General features: G+C 63.6%; 19 protein-coding genes and 1 pseudogene. 13 read left to right on the top strand and 7 right to left on the bottom strand.

Annotated elements, in window-relative coordinates:
- Nucleotides 1-20: 20 nt before the first annotated feature.
- From Q3C01_RS17080 to Q3C01_RS17065, 4 genes and pseudogenes are all read left to right on the top strand, one after another.
- Complete coding sequence (locus Q3C01_RS17080) at nt 21-176, top strand: hypothetical protein (RefSeq protein ID WP_458146486.1); 156 nt, start codon at nt 21-23, stop codon at nt 174-176.
- Nucleotides 163-981, top strand: a complete 819-nt coding sequence (locus tag Q3C01_RS17075) for a helix-turn-helix domain-containing protein (protein ID WP_458146485.1) — start codon at nt 163-165, stop codon at nt 979-981. Before Q3C01_RS17080 ends, Q3C01_RS17075 begins: the two co-directional genes overlap by 14 nt.
- 278 nt (nt 982-1,259) lie before the next feature.
- Complete coding sequence (locus Q3C01_RS17070) at nt 1,260-1,862, top strand: hypothetical protein (RefSeq protein WP_458146484.1); 603 nt, start codon at nt 1,260-1,262, stop codon at nt 1,860-1,862.
- 158 nt (nt 1,863-2,020) lie between these two features.
- A pseudogene (locus Q3C01_RS17065) lies at nt 2,021-2,587 on the top strand (substrate-binding periplasmic protein); the annotation flags it as partial.
- A gap of 24 nt (nt 2,588-2,611) precedes the next feature.
- Here the strand turns inward: Q3C01_RS17065 and Q3C01_RS17060 are convergent.
- The 4 genes from Q3C01_RS17060 to Q3C01_RS17045 form a co-directional block, all read right to left on the bottom strand.
- Complete coding sequence (locus Q3C01_RS17060; protein WP_458146581.1) at nt 2,612-4,207, bottom strand: glycoside hydrolase family 17 protein; 1,596 nt, start codon at nt 4,205-4,207, stop codon at nt 2,612-2,614.
- A gap of 365 nt (nt 4,208-4,572) precedes the next feature.
- Nucleotides 4,573-5,595 carry a hypothetical protein gene (locus tag Q3C01_RS17055; protein WP_458146483.1) on the bottom strand — a complete coding sequence of 341 codons (1,023 nt, stop codon included), beginning with the start codon at nt 5,593-5,595 and terminating at the stop codon, nt 4,573-4,575.
- Nucleotides 5,596-5,941: 346 nt separating this feature from the next.
- Entirely contained in the window at nt 5,942-6,337 is a 396-nt protein-coding gene (locus tag Q3C01_RS17050; protein WP_458146482.1) for a GFA family protein, read from the bottom strand.
- Nucleotides 6,338-6,358: 21 nt separating this feature from the next.
- A complete protein-coding gene (locus tag Q3C01_RS17045; RefSeq protein ID WP_458146481.1) occupies nt 6,359-7,303 on the bottom strand; it encodes an AEC family transporter in 945 nt (314 codons plus the stop codon).
- 116 nt (nt 7,304-7,419) lie between these two features.
- Between Q3C01_RS17045 and Q3C01_RS17040 the strand changes: the two genes are divergently transcribed.
- The 3 genes from Q3C01_RS17040 to Q3C01_RS17030 all read left to right on the top strand — a co-directional run bounded on the left by Q3C01_RS17040 (nt 7,420) and on the right by Q3C01_RS17030 (nt 9,963).
- The gene (locus Q3C01_RS17040; protein ID WP_458146480.1) at nt 7,420-8,688 is read left to right on the top strand and encodes a serine hydrolase domain-containing protein; all 1,269 of its coding nucleotides are present in this window, start codon (nt 7,420-7,422) and stop codon (nt 8,686-8,688) included.
- Between the two features lie 73 nt (nt 8,689-8,761).
- A complete protein-coding gene (locus tag Q3C01_RS17035) occupies nt 8,762-9,625 on the top strand; it encodes an urea carboxylase-associated family protein (protein ID WP_458146479.1) in 864 nt (287 codons plus the stop codon).
- A 95-nt stretch (nt 9,626-9,720) separates the two neighbouring features.
- Nucleotides 9,721-9,963: a GCG_CRPN prefix-to-repeats domain-containing protein gene (locus Q3C01_RS17030; protein ID WP_458146478.1), complete on the top strand. Its 243-nt coding sequence runs from the start codon at nt 9,721-9,723 to the stop codon at nt 9,961-9,963.
- Nucleotides 9,964-10,029: 66 nt separating this feature from the next.
- Here the strand turns inward: Q3C01_RS17030 and Q3C01_RS17025 are convergent, their stop codons facing one another.
- Nucleotides 10,030-12,048 (bottom strand): glycogen debranching protein, encoded by a 2,019-nt coding sequence (locus Q3C01_RS17025; RefSeq protein WP_458146477.1) that lies wholly within the window; start codon nt 12,046-12,048, stop codon nt 10,030-10,032.
- Nucleotides 12,049-12,299: 251 nt separating this feature from the next.
- On the opposite strand from Q3C01_RS17025, the gene Q3C01_RS17020 reads away from it, so the two are divergent.
- The 6 genes from Q3C01_RS17020 (at nt 12,300) to Q3C01_RS16995 (ending at nt 20,566) form a co-directional block, all read left to right on the top strand.
- The gene (locus tag Q3C01_RS17020) at nt 12,300-12,578 is read left to right on the top strand and encodes an AraC family transcriptional regulator ligand-binding domain-containing protein (protein WP_458146476.1); all 279 of its coding nucleotides are present in this window, start codon (nt 12,300-12,302) and stop codon (nt 12,576-12,578) included.
- The gene (locus tag Q3C01_RS17015; protein WP_458146475.1) at nt 12,536-13,339 is read left to right on the top strand and encodes an AraC family transcriptional regulator; all 804 of its coding nucleotides are present in this window, start codon (nt 12,536-12,538) and stop codon (nt 13,337-13,339) included. The genes Q3C01_RS17020 and Q3C01_RS17015 overlap by 43 nt, the downstream gene beginning before the upstream one ends.
- A gap of 205 nt (nt 13,340-13,544) precedes the next feature.
- Nucleotides 13,545-15,224: a methyl-accepting chemotaxis protein gene (locus Q3C01_RS17010; protein WP_458146474.1), complete on the top strand. Its 1,680-nt coding sequence runs from the start codon at nt 13,545-13,547 to the stop codon at nt 15,222-15,224.
- A 374-nt stretch (nt 15,225-15,598) separates the two neighbouring features.
- The gene (locus Q3C01_RS17005) at nt 15,599-18,904 is read left to right on the top strand and encodes an acetyl-CoA carboxylase family protein (RefSeq protein WP_458146473.1); all 3,306 of its coding nucleotides are present in this window, start codon (nt 15,599-15,601) and stop codon (nt 18,902-18,904) included.
- A 101-nt stretch (nt 18,905-19,005) separates the two neighbouring features.
- Complete coding sequence (locus Q3C01_RS17000) at nt 19,006-19,920, top strand: 2-dehydro-3-deoxygalactonokinase (RefSeq protein WP_458146472.1); 915 nt, start codon at nt 19,006-19,008, stop codon at nt 19,918-19,920.
- Nucleotides 19,921-19,933: 13 nt separating this feature from the next.
- Nucleotides 19,934-20,566: a 2-dehydro-3-deoxy-6-phosphogalactonate aldolase gene (locus tag Q3C01_RS16995; protein WP_458146470.1), complete on the top strand. Its 633-nt coding sequence runs from the start codon at nt 19,934-19,936 to the stop codon at nt 20,564-20,566.
- A 10-nt stretch (nt 20,567-20,576) separates the two neighbouring features.
- On the opposite strand, the gene Q3C01_RS16990 is transcribed toward Q3C01_RS16995, so the two are convergent.
- Together Q3C01_RS16990 and Q3C01_RS16985 are read right to left on the bottom strand one after the other, a co-directional pair.
- The gene (locus Q3C01_RS16990) at nt 20,577-20,942 is read right to left on the bottom strand and encodes a hypothetical protein (RefSeq protein ID WP_027527752.1); all 366 of its coding nucleotides are present in this window, start codon (nt 20,940-20,942) and stop codon (nt 20,577-20,579) included.
- Between the two features lie 68 nt (nt 20,943-21,010).
- Nucleotides 21,011-21,654: PaaI family thioesterase (locus tag Q3C01_RS16985; protein ID WP_458146469.1), on the bottom strand; the 644-nt coding region annotated here is incomplete at its 5' end.

The raw sequence follows: 21,654 nt of genomic DNA, 5'->3' as shown, positions 1-21,654 counted from the left end.
ACACTTCGGAGCTTGGGTGCATGCCGATGATTCGGTTTAACGCCGAAGATTATCCTGACGCCGAGCGCTTCGACCGCTGGCGCGAGGATTTCGTGGGCTCGATGGCCGACGTTGTCCGCCTCGACAACCCTGAAAAAAGGCACCTTTCGCTCGACCGACGCTATGCTGCACTTTGACAACGTTTCCTTGTTGCGATGTGCGGGAACGCCAAGATGCTTTTCTCGGAGCCGCAAACATATTGCCGACAGCAACGATCACTTCGCCTTCGTGGTCAACCGCCGGGGCGCAATTGATCTATCCCAATGCGGCTCATCTTCCACCGAGACGGCCCCTCGAATCACGATGATGGATTTCGGCCGGCCGCTTGAACGCTTGGCCCATTTCGGCGACACGCAGGTCGAATCCTACAACTACCTGATACCCCGAAACATGCTGTTGTCCGCGGCGCCGAAGGCTGAGCAGAATATTGGCAAGCAGCTGAATTGGGAGCATCCTGCGTTCAAATACCTGGTGTGGTACACCGAGAAGCTTGTCCGCGATCAGGATATCATCGGCGATTTCGCGACGATAAAATCAATCGGCGACCATCTGATCGACCTGATCGCCTTGCTCTCCGGTCCCTCCAGGGAGGCGGCTGAAGTCGCAGATGCGCGCGGATTTCGCGCCGGTCGGCTCATGGAAATTCTTCAATATGTCGAATCCAACATCTCCAATCCGAATCTGAATGCCCAAATGGTGGCCGAGCATCACGGGATCAGCACCCGTTATGTTTCCAAACTATTGGAGGAAAGAAGCGAGACATCAGGACAGCTCATTCTGCGCCTTCGACTCGAAAAGGCGAAACGAATGCTGGAGGATCGCTCATTGCGGCACAGGCGGATCAGCGACATCGCTTATGCGTGTGGCTTCAACGACATCTCTTACTTCAACCAGGCCTTCAAACGAAAATTCTCAAGGTCTCCTCGAGATTGCAGAGAATGATCGTAACAACTGCGCCCTTCACAAGGGCCGGAAACCTGACTCTTCAAATAGTGAGTGCCTGGCTCAATTATGAATTCTAAAGCACGATCCGGAAAAGTGCGAAGCGGTTTTCCGAAAAGATCATGCGCGAACAATGACCTAAGCGCGAGGACGATTCATCCAAATCTCATCGCGCTTTAGGCATGCGCAGGTGAATCGCGCGAAGCTTGGTCGAAGCTCATCGCTCTGTAGCGCGCGCTTACAACCTGCGTAGTACCACAGCACATGGAATCCGGATCATGCCGAACACAATCAGCCGAGATGGCGACAGGCTCCGCATCGACTGGCCCAATTCTCGCGCGGTCCGGCTTCTGGCGGCGCTGCCGTTGCTCGCGGGCAGCGGTTACCTCTTTTACTACGTCGGCTTTGCAATCAGAGAAGCTATGATCGGTCGTCGAGATTGGCACGATGATTTGACGGCCATGCTGGTATTCGCGGGGGTCGGGCTGGTGATCGGCGGTCTCGGACTCGTCGTGGCTCTCTTCAGATATTGGGTCAGCATCGACGAAACGCAACGGCAAGTAACGATCGTGCGACAGATCGGCCCCCTGGCCTTTCGCAGAGGCCAGCCGCTCGCGAGGTTCGACAAGATCAGTGTTGCCGAGAATTACATCGAGTACCAAAACAAGGTTTACGACAAAAGCTATGTTTACACCTATGACATAGCCCTGTGTGGCTCCAAGAATGTGCGCCCCATCGAATTGGGGTCTTTTTCCGAGCCGAAGCCAGCTGAGCAATTCGCACGCGACGTCGGGTTTGCGCTTAACCTGCCGGTCGTCAATGTGATTGGCCAACCTCCGGATGACCCGGATCTCGTTGACGCTCCCGAAGTCCACCGGTGAATGAGAGCCGCGGTCCCCGGCGCCGTTGAAATCTTCTAAACGACGGACGCGACAAGGATCAGCATCGAGCCTTCTGATGCGACGACCGTGCGGTACGTCCGCTTCCGAGCCCCGTTCAGACGAGCACACAAAGTTCGGCGCTCCGTCAACAACGAGGCGCCAAGGGGCTTGGCTCGAGCTTCTGGTGGTCGGCTATCGCAATGACACAGGCGGGAGCCGCTCACAACGCTCCGGCAACCCTCCCGGGGCGAATCGTCGCGATCGGCTGGATGATCGCGTCCGTCATCGCCATAGCGGTGTTCACCGCCGGTATCACCTCCACTCTCACGCGCAGAGAGCTCCAAGGCGCGGTCCACAGCTTCAACGACTTGCGATCCGTGCGCGTCGGCGCCGTCGCAGACTCTGCGACAAGCGACTACCTCACTCGCCAGCAGCTTTCCTTCCGGGCATTTCCAGACGTCCAAGCCGGCCTGTCCGCATTGAGTAGCGGATCGATCGACGCCTTCGTGCATGACAAGCCGCTGATCGCCTGGATGGTTCGAAAGGACTTCCCAGCATCCGTCCGGGTCGTCGACACCAGCTTCAACAGCGAAAGCTATGCGACCGTGCTGCCGAAAGGCAGCGCGTTGCGGCCGATGCTCGATCTGGCCGTGCTTGATCAAATCGAAAGCGAGTGGTGGCAGCAGACGCTGTTCCAGGCGCTTGGCAATGCACGATCCCGCTAGTGCATCGCCGTTCCGCTGATACTGCTAGTCGAAGGATACCATGCCCGCTTCGCCGTCGTCAGGCACGCGCACCCTTCCCAGTGTAACCGCGAGCAATATGTAGGCAGCGCAAGTCCACAGTGACTGCCAGTTTGCCGGCCCTTCGTTGAAGCCTACGTAGATCGCCGCTGCCAGGAAAATGCAGGAAAATATCGATTCCGCCACAGGGCGAATGCCTTTCTTGGGGGGATTGAGCAGTGCAACAGCCGCAAAAGGCACCGCCGCCATGGTGAGAGGCGCAAAAGGAAAATCAATGAAGCGCGGGTCAAGTACAAGGCCGAGTGCGGTCATGGTGCCGATCACGATCGTTACGATCAGGGCCAATCCGTACATGATCGGCGGCATTTCAGTCCGGTAGCTCCTCGGACCCAGCAATTCCAGAAAACTGGGCGATGCGCGACCCGACATAAGGACGTTGGCGCCACACACCGGCGACGCAGTTGCCGCCACCAGAAGCGAGCCCCACAAAAGCCAGCCACCCGCTCCGTAACTTTCATAGAACATTCTTTGCGCGGCCACCCCAAACAGGATTCCGGCAGTGGTCGCCGAAATTCCAACCGCAAGCCATGAGACGAGCCCGCGCTCCCTGGGCTTGCGACGCAAGGTCAGCCATGCCGCGCCGAATATCAGGGTCGCCAGCGCCATTCCGCTGGACATTTGCAGCTTCCAGAGCGGATAATTGCTGATCGGGATGCCGGGCGGATATTTCGGCGTGCGCTGCACGGAATCGAACAGGCCCCAGGATCCGCCGACCGTCCCCTCGATCTCCTGCTTCCACGATTCATCGTAGGCCTCGAACAGATTGACGCGGAAATTTTCGCGCCGGGCAAGGTCGAGAATCTCGGAGACCACACGGGCCTGATTGACGCGCGACGGCAGCGCCGATTCACGCATCCGCCCCTCGCTCGGCCAACCTATTTCTCCGATGAGGATTTCCTTGCCCGGAAAAGCCGACGCTATCTGACGGCGGATCGTATCGACGTGAGCGGCAGCAAATTCAGCTCGGATCGGAACATTTTCCCAGTATGGCAGGATATGAACCGTGACGAAATCGACTGCATCGTAAAGTTCGCGATTGCTCAGCCAGAACTCCCAGACGTCGGCATAGGTGACGGGGACGCTAACCTGTGCCTTGACCGAGCGGATCGTGGCGACGAGGTCGGAAACCGTTATGTCATGACGCAACAAAGTCTCGTTACCGACCACGATCGCGATGATGGTCCCTGGATATTCCTTGGCGAGACGTATCGCCGTTGCTATCTGCGTCAAATTCTTCTGCCGGTCCCGATCAAGAAAAATGCCCTGAATGACCTTCAGGCCGGCCTTGGCCGCAAGTTCGGGAATTTGATCGAGACCAAGATCGGTCGCATAGGTACGGATGCAGTCGGATATCTTCGCAAGCTGGGCGAGATCTTCCGCGATCTGTTCCCGCGACACCTGCGTCGCCGACGAAAGTGAGGTCTGACTGCTGCGGAACGGGGAATATGATATGCATTGCACCTTGTCGTTCGGATCGATCGGCGCGCGGGGCAAGCTGACTGGTATGCCCAGCCACCACCACACCGCGGCGATGGCGCTCAGGGATATCAGGAGGAGCGTCAGCGGCGTGCGGCGATCGAGCTCGTGGTCACACGCTAGGTGTGATGTCTTCTCGTTCGCTGCGATCCGCCGGGCCCGTCGCATCGCTTCAAACGTGCGACTGCAAGAGCGACTGCAGAGAAAGGAGGGAAATCAAGAGGTTGTTCTCTTTCATCGGTTGCTCCCGAGTTGATTTCAAAAAATGCTTGGAATAACTGCAAGCCCGGTGGCCCAAGTCAAGATCTAAGCCGCGCCGAAGGCGCTGACGGAGCTCGAGGTATCCGAACAACCGTTGTGGTCGGCTGAGCGAGCAGCGAACGCCGATCTTTTATCGTACACGATCGACCGGCCGCGGAAACGAGCCGTACTCACAACGCCTCCAGAGCATCGCGCGACGGCAAAACCGGCAGCCAGGTCGGGATACGGCGCTTGGCGAGCCAATACGGCCGCCAGAGCGACAGCCAGGTGTCGCGATCGAGCGGCGCCGTGCCCCATTTGCGTTGCGCCATGTCGATCTTCGACAGGTCATGCGTGTGCAGCCACCGGCGCGCCGCCCACCACAGCTCGCGTGACACATCTTTGTTACCAACGCCCTTGAGCTCGACGATGTTGGGAAGCGGATCGCGATAACGGCAGGCGACCTGCAACGTCGCGACACGCTCGCCATTCCGCCTGACGCTCCAGAGCCGCGAGCGATTGTGGGCGAGGTTGTGGCCATAGGTGCGAAGGCAGTTCCTCATGGCGACAGCCTCGTCGGAGATCGAGGAGATCGAGTTCAAGGGAACGAAATCGTATCCCGCCACGTGACCCGACTCGAGCCACATGTCGCCGATCGGCTGGGGACCGAGGTTCGCATGCAACGCGATTTTCGTCCGCCAGTCATTTGCGGCAGCAAGCGCCGGACCAATGTGCATGTTCGGCATCCACGGCCGATCGATCAGCGCGTGTCCGAACGTTGCCGGCTCGACGGAAAACCACGACCACAGACTGACGAGCCGCAACCGCGCGGGCTTGATGCGCCGCGGCTCGCGGATGCATTCGCGCGCAATCCACACCGCCGCCGCCTCATGCGCGAGCTCGGCGACGTCCGTGACGGCCTGGAGCCACATCGGCGCGAGCTTGGGTGAACGCGGAATGTGGTTCGCGATTTGCCGGCGAAACAGCTCACCGTCGGGGAGCCCTTTGATTGGATGCACGAACGCCTCCGGTGGCAGCCTTCGCAGCCACATCGGCACGCCGGCCGCCGCCGCAACGTCCGCCAAGGCGATGCCATCGATCGCGCGCGCGAGCGCGTGCGCAGGATCGAGCCCGGCGCGCGGGACGGTCAGCGCAAAGAGCAGCGCAGGAAAGCTCGCTGCGAGGTCCGCAATGCGCGGATGGCGCGTGGCCATGGCGCGCACCGCTTCCTGAAAGCGGGGATGGTATCTCCGGAGTCGACGTTCGAGCATGTTCGAACGCCCGGCCCCCCGGCGTGGGACCAGGATAAGGGACGAGGTCATGACGATGGTTTCCGCGAGCGCAGACGCAAGGCGTCAGCAGGCAGATTCGACGAGTTGGGTGTTTTGAGATCTCACCGGGACTAAAATCCCGGAGCTTGCGCTAATTATCGCGCAGCGAACCCGGGAAGCGCACAATCGTAAACATGGTCGCCTCCTGCAATGAAGTTGCGGTGCGTCCCTGTACCTTGTTCTGTGCCCAGATGCAACTCCAGCGCGATTACCGAAGGGCGCCAACGAACTACTCGTCCACCTCCAGCCCCTCCCCATGCACGTACCACTCGGCCCGTGACGCCCACTGCACATGCCGGTCCGGCGTTGTGCCGAGTGGCTCGTCGAATGCGCCGGCGTGGATGATCGCTTCGCGTCCGCTGCGGGTGAGATGCGGCATGGGGCTGCCGCAGATCTTGCAGAAGGCGGTCGCAAAGCTTCGCGCCGTCGGCAGGTCGTAACGCGCGACGGATGCTTCGCCGCGCAGCCATCGCAGGCTGGAGGCCTTTACGATGACTTCGCTGGAATGCGCTGACCCGGTTGCCTTGCGGCAGCGCGAGCAGTGGCAGTTCAGGAAGCGATCGAACGGGCCCTCGATCTCGAAGGCCACTTCGCCGCAGAGGCAGCTTCCCCTAAACGCGGCCATTATGGTCTCCTCATTCTCATCCTAGCCGGCTTTGGCCGCCAATCCTTGCAGTGCATAGAGCCAGCCCAGCAGGGTTGCGACCGACAGCAGTGTGGTGATCGAGACCGTGGATGCGACCAGCGAATGGTCCACCTTGTAGGCGCCGGCCAGGATATACGCCGTTTTCGCCGTCGGCACGGCGGCGCAGATGACGGCGGCGATCGTGTAGAACGGATTGAGGTTAGAGGCCACGCACAGCCCGTACACCAGCAGCGGCATGAGCACGAGCTTGACAGCCGCGAGCACGAGCGAGGCCTTGAGGTTCGCGCGCACGCCTTCGATCGAGAGGCCGAGCCCGATGGCGAAAAGGGCACATGGCGTGAGCGCGGCCGCAAAAATGTTCAGGTAGGCTTTGAGCGGAGCAGGAATCGGCAGGCCCGTGATCGCCCAGGCAAGACCGATAACCGTCGAGAGCACCATCGGGTTGAGCAGGATCTGCTTCACGAGCGTAGAGGGGGCTGCCGCGCCCGGCGCGCCGCGGCCGCTGCTCTCCAGGAGGATGACGGTCACCGGGAACATCACCGCCGCGACGAACACGGTCGCGATGGCCGCGGGCAGCACGGCCGGCTGTCCGTAGATCGAATGCAGCACCGGCAGCGCCACGAAACCGGTATTGGTCATCGCTGCGGTCATGCCCTGCATCGTGCTGGAGGCGAGGTCGCGGCCGAAGGCCATGCGTACGACGAGAAAGACCAGCGCGAAGCACAGCATCGATCCGCCGCCGAAGGCGAACAGGAAGCGCCATTCCAGGAGATTGCTCGCCGGCTCCTGCGCGATGGTGACGACCAGGAGCGCCGGCATCGCCACGTTGTAGGCGAAATGCACGAGACCGTCGGCCAGCGACCGCGAGATGTAGCCGAGCCAACCGGCGAGCCAGCCGGTGACGATGATGGCAAATACGGGAAGGACGAGGCCGGCGACTTGCATCCTGGTTCCCCCTGGCTGATGCGCTGATCAGGCCCGTGATATCACCTCGGGGCATGCGACCCGGGGTTGTCTGGGCTATACTAGATCAGATTCCGGATCAGCTTCCAGGAAACCGCATGTGGGGTCCGCTCAGCCGGCGTGATGCGCTCCTGCAAACCGTGGGGCTTGCGGCCGCGAGCATGGCCACCACCATTCCCATGTCCGGCCGGGCGGCATCGTCGCTGGCGCCGCCGCGCTGCCGGGAGGTCGACGGTGCATTGTCGGCCAGCGTCAGCGCGCAAAAGATACCCGGCGTGGTGGCGATGGCCGCGAACGAACAGTCGGTGCTCTATGAGGGCGCCTTCGGCCTGCGCAACGGCGATGCGGCCTCCCGCATGTCGACTGATACGATCTTCCGCATCGCCTCGATGGTCAAGTTGCTGACATCGGTCGCGGCGCTGCAACTCGTGGAGCAGGGCAGGCTGCATCTGGACGAGCCGGCCGCGAATATCGATCCGGCGCTGGCTGCGGTTCAGGTGCTCGCCGGTTTCGATGCGAAGGGTGCCCCGCAACTGCATCCTCCGGAGAGGCCGCTGACGTTGCGCCATCTGTTGTCGCACACCTCCGGCTTCAGCTATTTGCTCTGGGATCCGAAGGTCGCCCGCTATCTCAAGGTCGCGCGCGGCAAGCCGAAGCTGCCGCGCATGCCGCTGATGTTCGAGCCTGGCGCAAGATGGGCCTATGGCGGCAGTCTCGACCGCGTCGGCCGCATGGTGGAGATCGCTAGTGGCGAGCCGCTCGAGCGCTATTTCCGCGACCGCATCACGGGTCCGCTCGGCATGAACGACACCGTCGTCGCGCTCGATGACAAGCAGCGCGCGAGAGAGGCCAGCCTGTTCGTGCGGGATGCCCGGGGCAAGCTTCTGGTGCAGCCGCTGGAAAAGCCGGATGGCAGCAAGGCGTTTCTGGGCGGAGGCGGCATCTATTCCACCGCGTCCGACTACCTGGTCTTGCTCCAGGCCCTGCTGGGCGGAGGAAGCCTGCGCGGCAACCGCATCCTGCAGCCTGCGACGGTTGCGTTGATGTCCGAAAACCAGATCGGCAATCTCGAGGCCGGCATCCTCAAGACGACCAATCCGGCGCTCTCGAACGACGTGGACTTCTTTCCAGGCGCCCATCTGCGATGGGGGCTGGGCAATATGATCAACCTCGATCCCGTCCCGGATGGCCGGAGCGCCGGCAGCTTGACCTGGGCCGGCCTGTTCAACACCTACTACTGGATCGACCCGGCGAAGCGCCTCGCGGGCGTCATCATGATGCAGATACTGCCCTTCGCGGACCGCGAAGCGCTGAACGCCTATCGCCAGTTCGAGCACGGGATCTACCGCGCGTTGCGGCAGTCCTGATCTTTTACGGCGCAAGCGCTTGCGGCATGATCTGCAAGTGCGATCGCACTCTGCGCTCACCTCGAGGTCAATCATGTCTTCCAGAATCCCACCTGCGCCTGCCGACGCAGCCTCACGCCGGGCGGCCAAGCCGACTGTCGTCTATCCCGCCGGTTCAATGCCAAGGCCGGATATGGCCGCCCTGGAATCCGCGCGGCGGACGATGGTCAAGACACAGGAGATCGTGGTGCCGCCGCGCGACGCCCGCGCGTTTCGCGTCTCGCGTGGCCAGTTCTTCCGCATCGTCAGCATCGAGGGCCCGCAAGTCGGCGACCTCAATCTCTGGAACGCCCACGACCTCTCCGAGCGCTTCTTCAGCGGCAAGACGCGCGCGCTGCATGCGACGCATGTCGGCGCCGGCGACCGGCTGTGGAGCACCATGCCGCATCTGAGGCCGATGGCGACCATCAGCCATGACACGCTCGGCTGGTACGGTTTCGACACGGATGGCGCCGGCATCCACGACGTCATCGGCACGCGCTGCGATCCCTACACGAACCTGCTGCTGGGCGGCACGTCCTACGATTTCTGCTGCCACTCCAACCTGTCGCGCGCGCTGGCCGCCGAATTGAAGACGGACGCCCGTGCCGTCGAGCATCACGTCCACGACGTGCTCAATGTTTTCATGTGCACCGGCTTCACCGGGGATACGCACCAGTATTTCATGAAGGCCAGTCCGGTCCGTCCCGGTGACTTCATCGAGCTCTTCGCGGAGATCGATCTGCTCGGCGCGCTGTCGGCCTGCCCGGGCGGCGATTGCAGCGCGACGCATTCCAGCGACGTCGCGGCCTGCCATCCACTCAAGATCGAGATTTTCGAGCCGGACCGGACGACACTGGGCACCTGGAAGTGGCCGTTGCCGAATACCTACCATCGCGGCCACGGGAGTGATCGCTGATCGCCGGGAACCAAACCCGCTGTCCGCGCGTCATTGACGGGTTCCCGTGGCTCCTGCCGGTGGCAGGAGCCGGCGACAACCAGAAGGGGGAAATCATGAAAGCGCTCTTCGTCACTGCTTTGGTCACCGCGATCGTTGCCGGCGTTGGACTTGCCCGTGCCGCTGACGGATGTGGCCCCGGTTGCCACGCCACCATCTCCGGGGCGTGCGTCGTCGATGGATGGGGAAGCGGCGCGCGCGTCTGGAACGAATGCCCCGCCGGGGCGCACCCCCGGCGACCCTGTCCATCCGGCTACTTCTGGAGCCGGCGAATGCGTGCCTGCTTCGCCAGCGATTAAGCCGGTCTCACTTCGAAACGAAGCTCGGCGTTCCCGAGGGCCAGCACCGATGATGGCGGGAGGTCGTCATGTCCGCGGTGGCGAAGAAATGAGGACCGCGACCGATCGCGGGCCAACGCTGTACGAGTTGGAGACGTACGGCGGTGCGTCCGCCTCCTCGGCGATATCGTTCGGAGTGTCCAGCGACGTGTCCACCACGCGCTTCCAGGGCGATGACGCCGGGAGATTGAAGCTTAGCGCGTCCCAATATGCATTGAACATCACGAAAATGTCGACTCCGCTCGTCGACGCGCCCCTTAGGTGGAACGCCAGCGAGTGCGAGCCGCCGCCGAGATCGGGATCGCCGTCGGTGCCGTGCCACGTGCAGTCGGTGCCCCACCCGGTGCTCCTTGCGATCACCGGATGGGCCTTGCGGAAGCCGATCATCGTGCGGAAGAAGCGCAACACGTCGGCGTTGGTTTCAGCGAGGTCCCAGTCGAGCCATGTGGTTTCGTTGTCCTGGTCGTAGACGTTTGGATTGCCGTTCTGGCTGTGCATGAACTCGTCACCCGCAACGAACATCGGCACGCCGTTCGACAGCATCAGCAGGCAGCAGAAGTTCTTGACCTGCCGCTTCCTCAGCGCCACGACCTCGGCGGGCACGTTATTGTTGCCTTCGTGACCGCAGCCCCAGCTGCGCTGGTCGTCGTTGGTGTAGCTCACGAGATCGCAGAGATTGAGCCCGTCATGGCAATCGACGAAGTTGATGCTCTGCGTGCGCCGGTCGGCGTCAGTCAGCGTGTCCGGAAACAGGTCCGTGCTGCCGTAGAGGCGGGTCATGAGATCGGCGACCAGGCCGCCATCGCCCTTGACGAAGCCGCGAACGGTGCTGCGGAAATGATCGTTCCATTGGCACCAGGACCTGCCCGGAAACGCACGGCCCATCTGATAGCCGCCGCCCGCGTCCCACGGTTCCGCGATCAGCCTGACATCCGCGAGATCATGATCGCCGGAGATTTCCACGACGATCGGCGGATCGTCGGAATTGAGCGAGCCGTCTTCGTTGCGGGCGAAGATCGAGGCGAGGTCGAAGCGGAAGCCGTCGACGCCGATCGACGTCGCCCAGTATCTGAGGCTGTCGACGACCATCAGCCGCGGCGCGGGATGCGCCGTGCGCAGGTCGTTGCCGCATCCGCTGAAATTGACGTAGCTGGAGAAGTCGGTTGGCGACAGCGCGTAGTAGGTGGTGTTGTCGATGCCGCGGAAGCAATAGGTCGGGCCGCCGTCGCCCATCTCCGCGGTGTGATTGTAGACGACGTCGAGCAGCACCTCGATGCCGGCCCTGTGCAGCTCGTCGACCATCAGGCGGAATTCACGAAGCGCACCCTCCGGCGTGCCAGCCACGCTGTAAGGCGCGTGCGGCGAGAAGAAGTTGAGCGTCATGTAGCCCCAGTAATTGTTCGTCCCAGGCTCGAACTGGTGCACGGGCATCAGCTCGACGGCGGTGATGCCGAGCTCCCTCAGATGCGGGATTTTTGCGACGACGCCGGCAAAGGTGCCGCGCTGCTCCTCAGCGACATTCGAATTGGCCCGCCGCGTGAAGCCGCGCACATGCATCTCGTAGATGATCAGCTCGTGGTCATGGCGCGGCGCCGACGGCCGATCCGGGGGCGGGCTTGTCGCGCCATCAGCGAGCAGGCCGAGCGGCGCCTTGCCCTCATTCGATCCGGCCGCCATCGCCGCATCGCGGCTGAAAGCGGGCGGGAAGAGCACGCCTTTCGCATAGGGATCGAGCAGCACCTTGTCGCGGTCGAAGCGCTGCCCGTTGCCAGGGTCGAAAGGCCCGTCGACCCGATATGCGTAATATTTTGCGTCCGCGATCACATCAGATGACACCCGCATGTGCCAGACGCGGCCGGTCTTGTTGGCAGGAAACGAGAAGGGGAGGGCGCGAAGAGGTGTCGCGAACACACCATCACGATAGAGCAGGAGTGTGACCGCAGTCGCATGCTTGGAATAGAGCGCGAAGTTGCAGCTTTGGTCCGCCTCGTTGCGGGCGCAGCCGAGCGGCCAGGGCAAGCCCTCGCTGCTTTCCGGATCCGCCATGACGATCTCCGATACGGCCGCCGACGGCGGGCTCCATGCTCACATCAAGATGGCGTCTTGCGGCGATAAGAGCCCACCGGGATGACAATGTCGAGACCGAGCGATAACAGCGTGCTGCTCGCGTCTGGTTCGATCGCGCGAAACGTTGCCTTGGTGGCACGGCCAGCCGTTTCGTGTCATATTCCAGCGGCAGGTGCGCGTCGGCAGTTGCAGGGCCAATCAATCAACAAGCGCTGGAGGAGCGTTGGGGGATGTCGAAGCGGACGACGGCCGCGGTCTGGGTGCGGAGCATCGCTGAATTGCTTGCCGCCGAGGGGCTGGATGTCGCGAGCCTGTTTGCGGCCGCCGGCATCGATCCGCAGGAGCTGGAAGGCCCGAGCGCGCGGCTCGCCAACGAGAAGATCAGCCATCTCTGGGAGCTCGCGGTCGAGGGGAGCTCGCGGTCGAGCGTTCGAAAAATCCCGCTTTGTCGCTCGCGCAATATCAGATGGCGCGGCCGGCGGCGTTCGATGTGGTCGGTTACACCATGATGTCGTGCGCAGATCTGCGCGGTGCCTTCGAGCGGTTGAACCGGTACCTCCTCATCCTCAGCGACGCGTTGACCATGAGCATGACTGAGGAGGATGATTGCTATCGCATCGATTTCGTGCTGTTCGGCGGCAACCGGCCAATCCCGCGTCAGCGCATCGAGTTCATCTTCGTCACGGTGATCGGCTTCTGCCGCTGGATCGCGCGCAGTGACGTCAATCCGCGCGCCATCGCGCTCACCTATCCCTCGCCCGCGGATGTCTCGCCCTATCACGCCGCCTTTCGCTGCCCGGTCACGTTCAACGCCGAGCGCAACAGCGTGATGTTCGCGCGCAGCGACATGGACCTGGCGCTGCCGACCTTCAATCCGCAACTCGGCGAGCTGCACGAGCGTTATGCCGGCGAATATCTGCGTCACTTCGATCACGCGCTGACGAGCTTTCGGGTGCGCGAGGCGATCGTGCGACGGCTTCCCGACGGCGAGCCGAGGCGGGACGAGGTCGCCGTCGAGCTCTGCATGAGCGAGCGCACCCTCCAGCGGCGGCTGGAAGAGGAAGCGACCTCGTTCGTGCAGCTTCTGGACGATACGCGGCGTGAACTGGCGGACCAGTATCTTGGCCGGCTGCATCTGTCGCTCGGGCAGGCTGCCTATCTGCTCGGCTTTGCCGACCAGAGCAGCTTTTTCCGGGCCTGTCGGCGCTGGTTCAAGGCTTCACCCGGCGAATATCGCAACCGCCTGCTGCACGGGGTACCGGCGACGTAGAGCAAATCCGGTGAAGTGTGCAGCGGTTCTCCCTCGCGCCAAAGGCGGAGCGCGTTTGTGCGGAGATCATGCTCAGACAACGGCTTGAAGCGCGACGCGCGCTTTGGTGACGCGGGTGCGATGGAACCCGAATGCTTAAATCTTTGCTAAGCGGTTCGGGATAGTTTGGCATTCGAGCATTCTGCCAATTTTTGCGAGCACCAAGATGTTTTCCCGCATCAGTTTCAAGCTTGTCCTGATCGTCGCCATCAGCCTCCTCGGCATGATCGTGCTGGCGCCGATCGCGCTCAACACCATGCGTGCGCAGATGGTCGCCGACCGCCAGGCCAAGACACAGCAGATGGTCGATGTCGGCTATGGCATTCTGTCGCACTACCAGAAGCTCGAGAGCGAAGGGAAGCTGACGCGCGAGCAAGCCCAGGCCGCCGCTCAGGCCGAGATCAAGAGCCTGCGCTACGACAAGGTCGAGTATTTCTGGATCAACGACATGACCCCGAAGATGGTCATGCATCCGATCAAGCCCGAGCTCGACGGCAAGGATCTCTCCGGCATGAAGGATCCTGCGGGCAATGCGCTGTTCATGGGTTTCGTCAACGTCGTGAAGGGGCAGGGCGCGGGCTTCTACAGCTATCTCTGGCCCAAACCCGGCTTCGAGCAGCCGGTGGCGAAAATCTCCTATGTGAAGGGCTTTGCGCCATGGGGCTGGATCATCGGCACCGGAATCTATCTCGACGACGTCGACGCTGTGTTCCGCCAGACCGCGATGACGTTCGCATGGGTGTGTCTTGCCGTCTTCGCCCTGGTTCTCCTCGCCTCCTTCCTGATCGGTCGCAGCGTCACCAGGCCGCTCGCGAACATCACCGCGCTCACGGAGCGGCTCGCCTCCGGCGACAGCGCGTTCGACGTGCCCTATACGAGCCGCCGTGGTGAGGTCGGTGGATTGGCCAAGGCGCTTGCCGTGTTCAAGGACAATGCCGCGGCGGTGCACCAGCTGCATGCCGAGCAGCAGGAGCTGAAGCAGAAGACGGACGCCGAGAAGCGGAAAGTGATGGTCGACCTTGCCGGCAAGTTCGAGGCCAGTGTCCAGGCCGTGGTCCGCGACGTCTTCACCGAGGCGCAACAGATGCAGCAGGCCGCGCAAGGCATGTCGGAAACCGCCGACAAGGCGAGCGCGCGCGCGAGCGTCGTCGCCGACGCCTGCCAGCAGGCTTCGAGCAACGTGCAGACGGTGGCCTCCGCCGCCGGCGAACTGTCGGCGTCGATCACGGAGATCAGCCAGCGTGTCGCACAAGCGGCACAGGTCGCCGACAAGGCTGCGACCGACGGCCAGCGCACCAACGAGACCGTGCAGGGGCTGGCTCAGGCAGCCCACAAGATCGGCGAGGTCATCGACCTCATCCACCAGATCGCCTCGCAGACGAACCTGCTCGCGCTCAACGCCACCATCGAGGCGGCGCGCGCCGGCGAAGCCGGCAGGGGCTTTGCAGTGGTCGCAAGCGAGGTGAAGTCGCTGGCAAGCCAGACCGCGAAGGCAACTGACGAGATCGGTGCGCAGATTTCGGCGATCCAGGCCGAGACCGATCAGGTGGTCGGTAACATCCAGAGCATCCGCGCCACCATCATGGAGGTCAACGAGATCTCCTCCTCGATCGCGGCGGCCGTGGAAGAGCAGGGCGCCGCGACGCAAGCCATCGCCCGCAGCGTGCAGGACGCAGCCTCCGGCACCAACCAGGTCTCGCAAAACATCTCCGGCGTGACGGAGGCAACCTCCGAGACCGGTCATGCCGCAGGCCAGGTGCTGCAATCGAGCGGCCGGCTGACGCAGAAGCTGCAGGCGCTGCAGCACGAGGTGACGGCCTTCGTCGCCGGCGTAAGGGCGGCGTAGGACTCCACCCCTCACCGTCACCCGAAAGCTTCACAAGCTCTCAGGATAAGGGCTTAAGCGGGCTCTCTCCCTTCGTCATTCCGGGGCGCGCGTCAGCGCGAGCCCGGAATCCATTGCGCGGCCGTCTCTGCGGCCCGATGGATTCTCAGATGCGCAATTGCGCATCATAGCTCGCGACTTCGTCGCGCCCCGGAATGACAAGAAAAACCTCACAAGTCGCCAGGATGACGGTGTGAGATGCACGTAGAGGTGAGGAGAGAGCGATTTATTCCGCGTCGCGGCACCGGCGCCGCCCCACCCTTGACTCCACCCCCGCTTGTCGTTGACGTCCCCCGATGCCCGCTGCAAACAGGCGGTGCACGGAGACCCGCTCAATGTCGTTCCGAAAGCTCCTGATCGCCAATCGCGGCGAGATCGCCATCCGCATCGCGCGGGCCGCTGCGGATGCCGGCATGGCGACGGTGGCGATCTTTCCTGCCGATGATGCGCTGTCGCTGCATGGCCGTGTCGCCGACGAGGCGATCGAAATTCCCGGCCGCGGCGCGCGGGCCTATCTCGACATCGAAAGCGTGGTGAAGACGGCGAAGGCGGCAGGCTGCGACGCGGTGCATCCCGGCTATGGCTTCCTCAGCGAGAACGCGGACTTCGCCAAGGCCTGCGCGACTGATGGCATCGCCTTCGTCGGGCCGAAGGTGACCGCGCTCGAGCTGTTCGGCGACAAGGTTGCGGCGCGCCAGTTGGCCAAGCGCTGCGGCGTGCCGATCATCGCCGGCACCAGCGGGCCATCCTCGCTCGGCGAGATCCAGGCGTTCTTCGACTCGCTCGGCAAGTCCGCCGCGATCGTGATCAAGGCGGTGGCCGGCGGCGGTGGCCGCGGCATGCGTGTCGTGGAGAAGGCGGCGGATCTGGCGGAAGCCTATGCGCGCTGCCAGTCGGAGGCGAAAGCGGCCTTCGGCCTTGACGGCGTCTATGCCGAGCGCCTGATCCGCAAGGCGCGCCACATCGAGGTGCAGATCATCGGCGACCATCATGGCGCGATCAGCCATCTCTGGGAGCGCGAATGCACCGTCCAGCGCCGGCACCAGAAGTTGATCGAGGTGGCGCCCAGCCCCTCGCTCAGCGACGGCTTGCGCGGCCGCATCATCGAGGCGGCGAAGCAGCTCGCCACGCATGCGGCCTACGACAATCTCGGCACCTTCGAGTTCCTGGTCGATGGCGCCACTGAAGACAGCTTCGCCTTCATCGAGGCCAATCCGCGGCTTCAGGTCGAGCACACCGTGACGGAGCAGGTGCTCGGCGTCGATCTCGTCCGCGCCCAGCTCGCGGTCGCCTCGGGCGCCTCGCTCGCTTCGCTGGGGCTCGACCAGGCTTCGATCCCGAAGCCGCGCGGTCATGCCATGCAGCTCCGCGTCAACATGGAGACGCTGGACGAGACTGGCGCGACGCACCCGACCGGCGGCGTGCTCGCCGTGTTCGAGCCGCCATCTGGTCCCGGCGTGCGCGTCGACAGCTTTGGCTATGCCGGCTACAAGACCAGCGCCGCTTTCGACTCGCTGCTTGCCAAGGTTATAGTCCATACGCCGGGCGAGGCCTGGCACGACGTGGTCGCCAAGGCCTCGCGCGCCTTGCGCGAGTTCCGCATCGATGGCGTCGTCACCAACATCCCCTTCCTGCAGGCGGTGCTCGCCCATCCCGACTTCAAAACCAATCGCATCGCGACCGACTTCATCGATCGCAACATCGCCAAGCTCGTGGAGGCCGCCGACGGCGCGGCGCGGCCGCTGTTCTTCGCCGCGACTGACAAGTCGGGCGATCACGCGGCGCAAAACCACGTGGCGCAGGAGGTGCCGGAGGGAACGGTGATGGTCGCGGCACCTCTACAGGGCACCGTGGTCGCGATCCAGGTCGGGGAGGGCGAGATCGTGCGGCCCGGCCAACAGCTCGCCGTGATCGAATCCATGAAGATGGAGCACCTGGTGATGGCCGAGCAGGGCGGCCGGGTGACAAAACTCGTCGCCGGTGACGGCGTCACGCTGCTGCATGGCGAGCCGATCCTTTATCTCGAGCCGCTCGATGTCGCGACCGACAGCGCGGCCAAGGAAGCCGAGATCGATCTCGATCACGTCCGTCCCGATCTCGCCGAGATGTTTTCGCGCCAGGCCAACACGCGCGACGAAAATCGCCCGGCGTCCGTCGAGCGCCGCCGCAACACCAACCAGCGCACGGCGCGCGAGAACGTTGCGCAGCTCGTCGACGACGGCTCCTTCATGGAATATGGCAGCCTCGCGATCGCCGCGCAGCGCCGCCGCCGCAAGCTCGACGATCTCATCAAGAACACGCCGGCGGATGGTCTCATCACCGGTGTCGGCACTGTGAATGCGGACAAGTTCGGATCGGACGGCGCGCGCTGCATGGTGGTCGCCTATGACTACACCGTGCTTGCGGGCACGCAGGGCCATATGAACCACAAGAAGATCGACCGCATGCTGACGCTCGCCGAGCAATGGCGCATGCCGTTGGTGTTTTATGCCGAAGGCGGCGGCGGCCGGCCCGGCGACACTGATCGTCTCGGCATGACCGGTCTCGACGGCCCGTCGTTCCTGCAATTCGCAAAGCTCTCCGGCCTCGTGCCGGTGGTCGGTATCGTCTCGGGCTATTGCTTTGCCGGCAATGCGGCGATGCTCGGCTGCTGCGACGTCATCATCGCGACCAAGAATGCTTCGATCGGCATGGGCGGTCCGGCCATGATCGAAGGCGGCGGTCTTGGCGTCTATCATCCCGCCGAGGTTGGTCCGGTCTCGTTCCAGTCCCCGAACGGCGTCATCGATATCCTCGTCGAAGACGAGGAGGAGGCGACGCGGGTTGCGCAGAAATATCTGTCCTATTTCCAGGGTGCAGTGAGCGAGTGGCAGGCGGCCGATCAGCGCCTCCTGCGCCGCGCGATCCCCGAGAACCGGTTGCGCGTCTACGACATCCGCAGCGTGATCGATCTCATCGCAGACACGGGCTCCGTTCTCGAGCTCCGCCGCGACTACGGCGTCGGCATGATCACCGCCTTCATCCGTATCGAAGGCAAGCCGTTCGGCCTGATCGCCAACAATCCCCGCCATCTCGGCGGCGCAATCGATGCGGATGCCGGCGACAAGGCGGCGCGCTTCCTCCAGCTCTGCGACGCCTTCGACTTACCCGTCGTGTCGCTCTGCGACACGCCCGGTTTCATGGTCGGTCCGGAGGCCGAGAAAACCGCGATCGTGCGCCACGTGTCGCGCATGTTCGTCACCGGCGCGAGTCTCACCGTGCCGCTGTTCGGTATCGTGCTGCGCAAGGGATATGGCCTCGGCGCACAGTCGATGATCGGCGGCGGCTTCCATGCCTCCTTCTTCACCGCGGCCTGGCCGACCGGCGAATTCGGCGGCATGGGCCTCGAAGGCTATGTGCGGCTCGGCTTCCGCAAGGAGATGGAGGCGATCGCCGACCCGGTCGAGCGCGAGACCTATTATCGCAACAAGGTCGCCGAGCTCTACACCAACGGCAAGGCGGTTTCGATCGCTTCGGTGTTCGAGATCGACAACGTCATCGATCCCGCCGAGACGCGGCGCTGGATCATGGCGGGCCTGCGCTCCGTGCCGAAGCCGGCCGAGCGCACGACCAAGAAGCGCCCCTGCATCGACGCATGGTGAGCGGGCGTAGCAACGGCAGCGTGCCGGTTCCCGATTGACATCCCCGCCTCAGCGACGGTCATGTCAGGATCGGACGATCGAATCAGAGGACGTGTTTTGTCATGACGGAAGCTGCCTATGTCGCGGTGGATTGGGGCACGACGAGCTTCCGGCTTTGGCTGATCGACCGCGACGGCCAGGTTCTGGCTGAGCGCCGCAGCAGCGAAGGCATGACGGCGGCGGCCAAGACCGGTTTTGCCGCCGTGCTGCAATCGCATCTGGATGCGGTCGGTGCGGGAAGCGAGCTTCCAGTGCTGATCTGTGGCATGGCCGGCGCCCGTCAGGGCTGGGTCGAAGCCGGCTATGTCGATACCCCGGCGCCGCTCGCTGCGATCCTCGCGCGCGCGGTACCGGTCGCCGGGCAGTCGCGCGACATCCGCATTCTCCCCGGAATTGCGCAGCGTGACGCCGGTGCGCCGGATGTGATGCGGGGCGAGGAGACCCAGCTGCTCGGCGTGCTGGGTCTCGACGCAGCCGGCGAGGCGCTGGTCTGCATGCCCGGCACGCATTCGAAATGGGTCAGTGTCAGCGGTGGAACAGTCGCGCGTTTTGCCACCTTCATGACGGGTGAGCTCTTCAGTGTCGTCTCGCGCGAGACGATCCTCTCGCACGCGGTCACGGGAGCCGATGACGCGGAAGACCGTGAGGCGTTCAGGGCAGCGGTTGCGGCTGGGTTCAGGACCCCGGCATCCGCAGCCAACCTCCTGTTCCAGGTGCGGTCGCGGCAGCTCCTGTTCGGCGGCACGCCGGCCGCCGCGCGCGAAACCATCTCGGGCACTCTGATCGGGATCGAACTCGCGGCGGGGCTTGCGCATGGCCGGCCGCAGAGCCCCATCAGACTGGTTGCATCGGGGCGGCTTCAGATGCTGTATCGGCTGGCGTTTGAAACACTCGCGCTGGCGGTCGAGCCGATCGACGCCGACGAGGCGGTACGCCGCGGCCTTGCGATGGCGGCGCGAACCATCTGGACGAGATAGAAGGATTTTTTGCATGACCGTGCCATTCCCGACGATGAAGCGTCCGCTGGTCGCCATCCTGCGCGGCGTGAAGCCCGACGAGACCGACGCTATCGTCAGCGTGCTGGTCGAGGCCGGCATGACCGCGGTCGAGATTCCCCTGAACTCGCCCGATCCGTTCCGCTCGATCGAGATTGCGGTCAAGCGTGCACCCGCGGGCGTTCTCGTCGGCGCCGGTACGGTGCTCACGAGCGCCGATGTCGACCGGCTGAATGAGGCCGGCGGCAAGCTGCTGGTCGCCCCAAATGTCGACACGCAGGTGATTGCGCGCGCGCATGAGCACGGCATGGTGACCATGCCCGGCGTGTTCTCGCCGACGGAAGCGTTGCTTGCGGCACGCGCCGGCGCATCGAGCCTGAAATTCTTTCCGGCCAGCGTGCTGGGCGCCGCGGGCATTGCCGCGATCCGCGCCGTGTTGCCGGCAAACGCAATGATCGCTGCCGTCGGCGGGGTCTCCGAGCAGAATTTTGCCGAGTACGTCAAAAGCGGCGTTCGCGCCTTTGGCCTCGGCAGCAGCCTCTACAAGCCGGGCATGACCGCGGCCGATGTCGCTGCGCGCGCCAGGGCGACGATTGCGGCCTACGATCTCGCGATTCAAAGCGCATGAGGGCGGAGGGTCAGCTTCGTCTTGCCGAGGGCCACACCAGCCGTTCATGCCGGCGCGCAAAGCGCTGCCAGTGCAGCACCGCACCGACCAGGAGCGCAGGCACGAAGCCGAGTATGATCAGGAAGTTCGGTAGCGGCAGCGGCGAAATGAACTCGATGGCGATGTCCGAGATCAGCCACAGCGCGGCGAATAGCACGGCAAAGTCGGTGCGCGGAAAGCGCAGGTAGTAGAAGATCGCGGTGATGATCACCGCTGGCCCGATCGCGACGCCGATCATGACCGCGGTCAGCTCTTTCGGCGTCAGCGCGTCCAGCACCATCGACGCCAACAGCCATATGGCGGCGAACATGGCGATGATGTCGATCGGGTGCCGCACTGCGGTTCCTCTGGTGGAATCCGCGTTATCGTTGTGGCGCTTATGCCGGCCGTCAAGCCCCAATGCGCCTATTCTTCTTCGTTTCGAGGCGTCGGCCGCAGCATGAAATGGCCGAAGGCGGATGCGATCGGCTTGTCCGGGTCGTCCTGCCAGGCTTTTGCCTCGAACGCGACGATGCGCCGGCCCTGCTTGACGATCGAGACGTTGGCAAAGCTGTCGCGTGCGCGGCCGGAGCGCAAATAGTTGATCGTCAGCCCGATCGGCTTTGGCGGCGCGGCAATGCCGAGCTCGCGTGTCACGCCGACGATGGCGGTGGTCTCCAGGAACGCGCCGGTCATGCCGCCATGGATCGCGGGCAGGATCGGGTTGCCGATGATCTTTGGCGAGAACGGCATCATCAGCGTGTCGTCATCCTGGATGCGGATGCCGAGGCAGCGCGCAAACGGGCTGTTGGCGAAGGGACCAGCCGGATCCTCCGGCGCATCCAGCGTCGGGATGCTGCGCTGGTCCGTCGCGCGATCGGCCAGCATGTTGGTGTGGTTGGCGCCAATCATGAAGCAGGCGGTGGCGGTTGCGACCGGGTCGTCCTCCGACTCCTGGTAGGCCGTCGAGCGCACGAAGGCGATCGAGCGCGTGGTGCGATAGCAGATCGAATGCGCTCTGATGTCGAGGCCGGGCGTGGCCGGCTTCTGGTAGTCGATGCGCAGATCCA

This window comes from Bradyrhizobium sp. UFLA05-109 (assembly GCF_054185165.1).
Note: the sequence above shows the minus strand (reverse complement) of the source record. Positions and strands in the feature narration are given on the sequence as shown.

What these genes read in the sequence shown, in the direction of transcription:
- Q3C01_RS17080 (WP_458146486.1), top strand. Translation starts at nt 21, where the DNA reads ATGCCGATGATTCGGTTTAACGCCGAAGATTATCCTGACGCCGAGCGC.
- Q3C01_RS17075 (WP_458146485.1), top strand. Translation starts at nt 163, where the DNA reads ATGCTGCACTTTGACAACGTTTCCTTGTTGCGATGTGCGGGAACGCCA.
- Q3C01_RS17070 (WP_458146484.1), top strand. Translation starts at nt 1,260, where the DNA reads ATGCCGAACACAATCAGCCGAGATGGCGACAGGCTCCGCATCGACTGG.
- Q3C01_RS17055 (WP_458146483.1), bottom strand. Translation starts at nt 5,595, where the DNA reads ATGGCCACGCGCCATCCGCGCATTGCGGACCTCGCAGCGAGCTTTCCT.
- Q3C01_RS17050 (WP_458146482.1), bottom strand. Translation starts at nt 6,337, where the DNA reads ATGGCCGCGTTTAGGGGAAGCTGCCTCTGCGGCGAAGTGGCCTTCGAG.
- Q3C01_RS17045 (WP_458146481.1), bottom strand. Translation starts at nt 7,303, where the DNA reads ATGCAAGTCGCCGGCCTCGTCCTTCCCGTATTTGCCATCATCGTCACC.
- Q3C01_RS17040 (WP_458146480.1), top strand. Translation starts at nt 7,420, where the DNA reads ATGTGGGGTCCGCTCAGCCGGCGTGATGCGCTCCTGCAAACCGTGGGG.
- Q3C01_RS17035 (WP_458146479.1), top strand. Translation starts at nt 8,762, where the DNA reads ATGTCTTCCAGAATCCCACCTGCGCCTGCCGACGCAGCCTCACGCCGG.
- Q3C01_RS17030 (WP_458146478.1), top strand. Translation starts at nt 9,721, where the DNA reads ATGAAAGCGCTCTTCGTCACTGCTTTGGTCACCGCGATCGTTGCCGGC.
- Q3C01_RS17025 (WP_458146477.1), bottom strand. Translation starts at nt 12,048, where the DNA reads ATGGCGGATCCGGAAAGCAGCGAGGGCTTGCCCTGGCCGCTCGGCTGC.
- Q3C01_RS17020 (WP_458146476.1), top strand. Translation starts at nt 12,300, where the DNA reads ATGTCGAAGCGGACGACGGCCGCGGTCTGGGTGCGGAGCATCGCTGAA.
- Q3C01_RS17015 (WP_458146475.1), top strand. Translation starts at nt 12,536, where the DNA reads ATGGCGCGGCCGGCGGCGTTCGATGTGGTCGGTTACACCATGATGTCG.
- Q3C01_RS17010 (WP_458146474.1), top strand. Translation starts at nt 13,545, where the DNA reads ATGTTTTCCCGCATCAGTTTCAAGCTTGTCCTGATCGTCGCCATCAGC.
- Q3C01_RS17005 (WP_458146473.1), top strand. Translation starts at nt 15,599, where the DNA reads ATGTCGTTCCGAAAGCTCCTGATCGCCAATCGCGGCGAGATCGCCATC.
- Q3C01_RS17000 (WP_458146472.1), top strand. Translation starts at nt 19,006, where the DNA reads ATGACGGAAGCTGCCTATGTCGCGGTGGATTGGGGCACGACGAGCTTC.
- Q3C01_RS16995 (WP_458146470.1), top strand. Translation starts at nt 19,934, where the DNA reads ATGACCGTGCCATTCCCGACGATGAAGCGTCCGCTGGTCGCCATCCTG.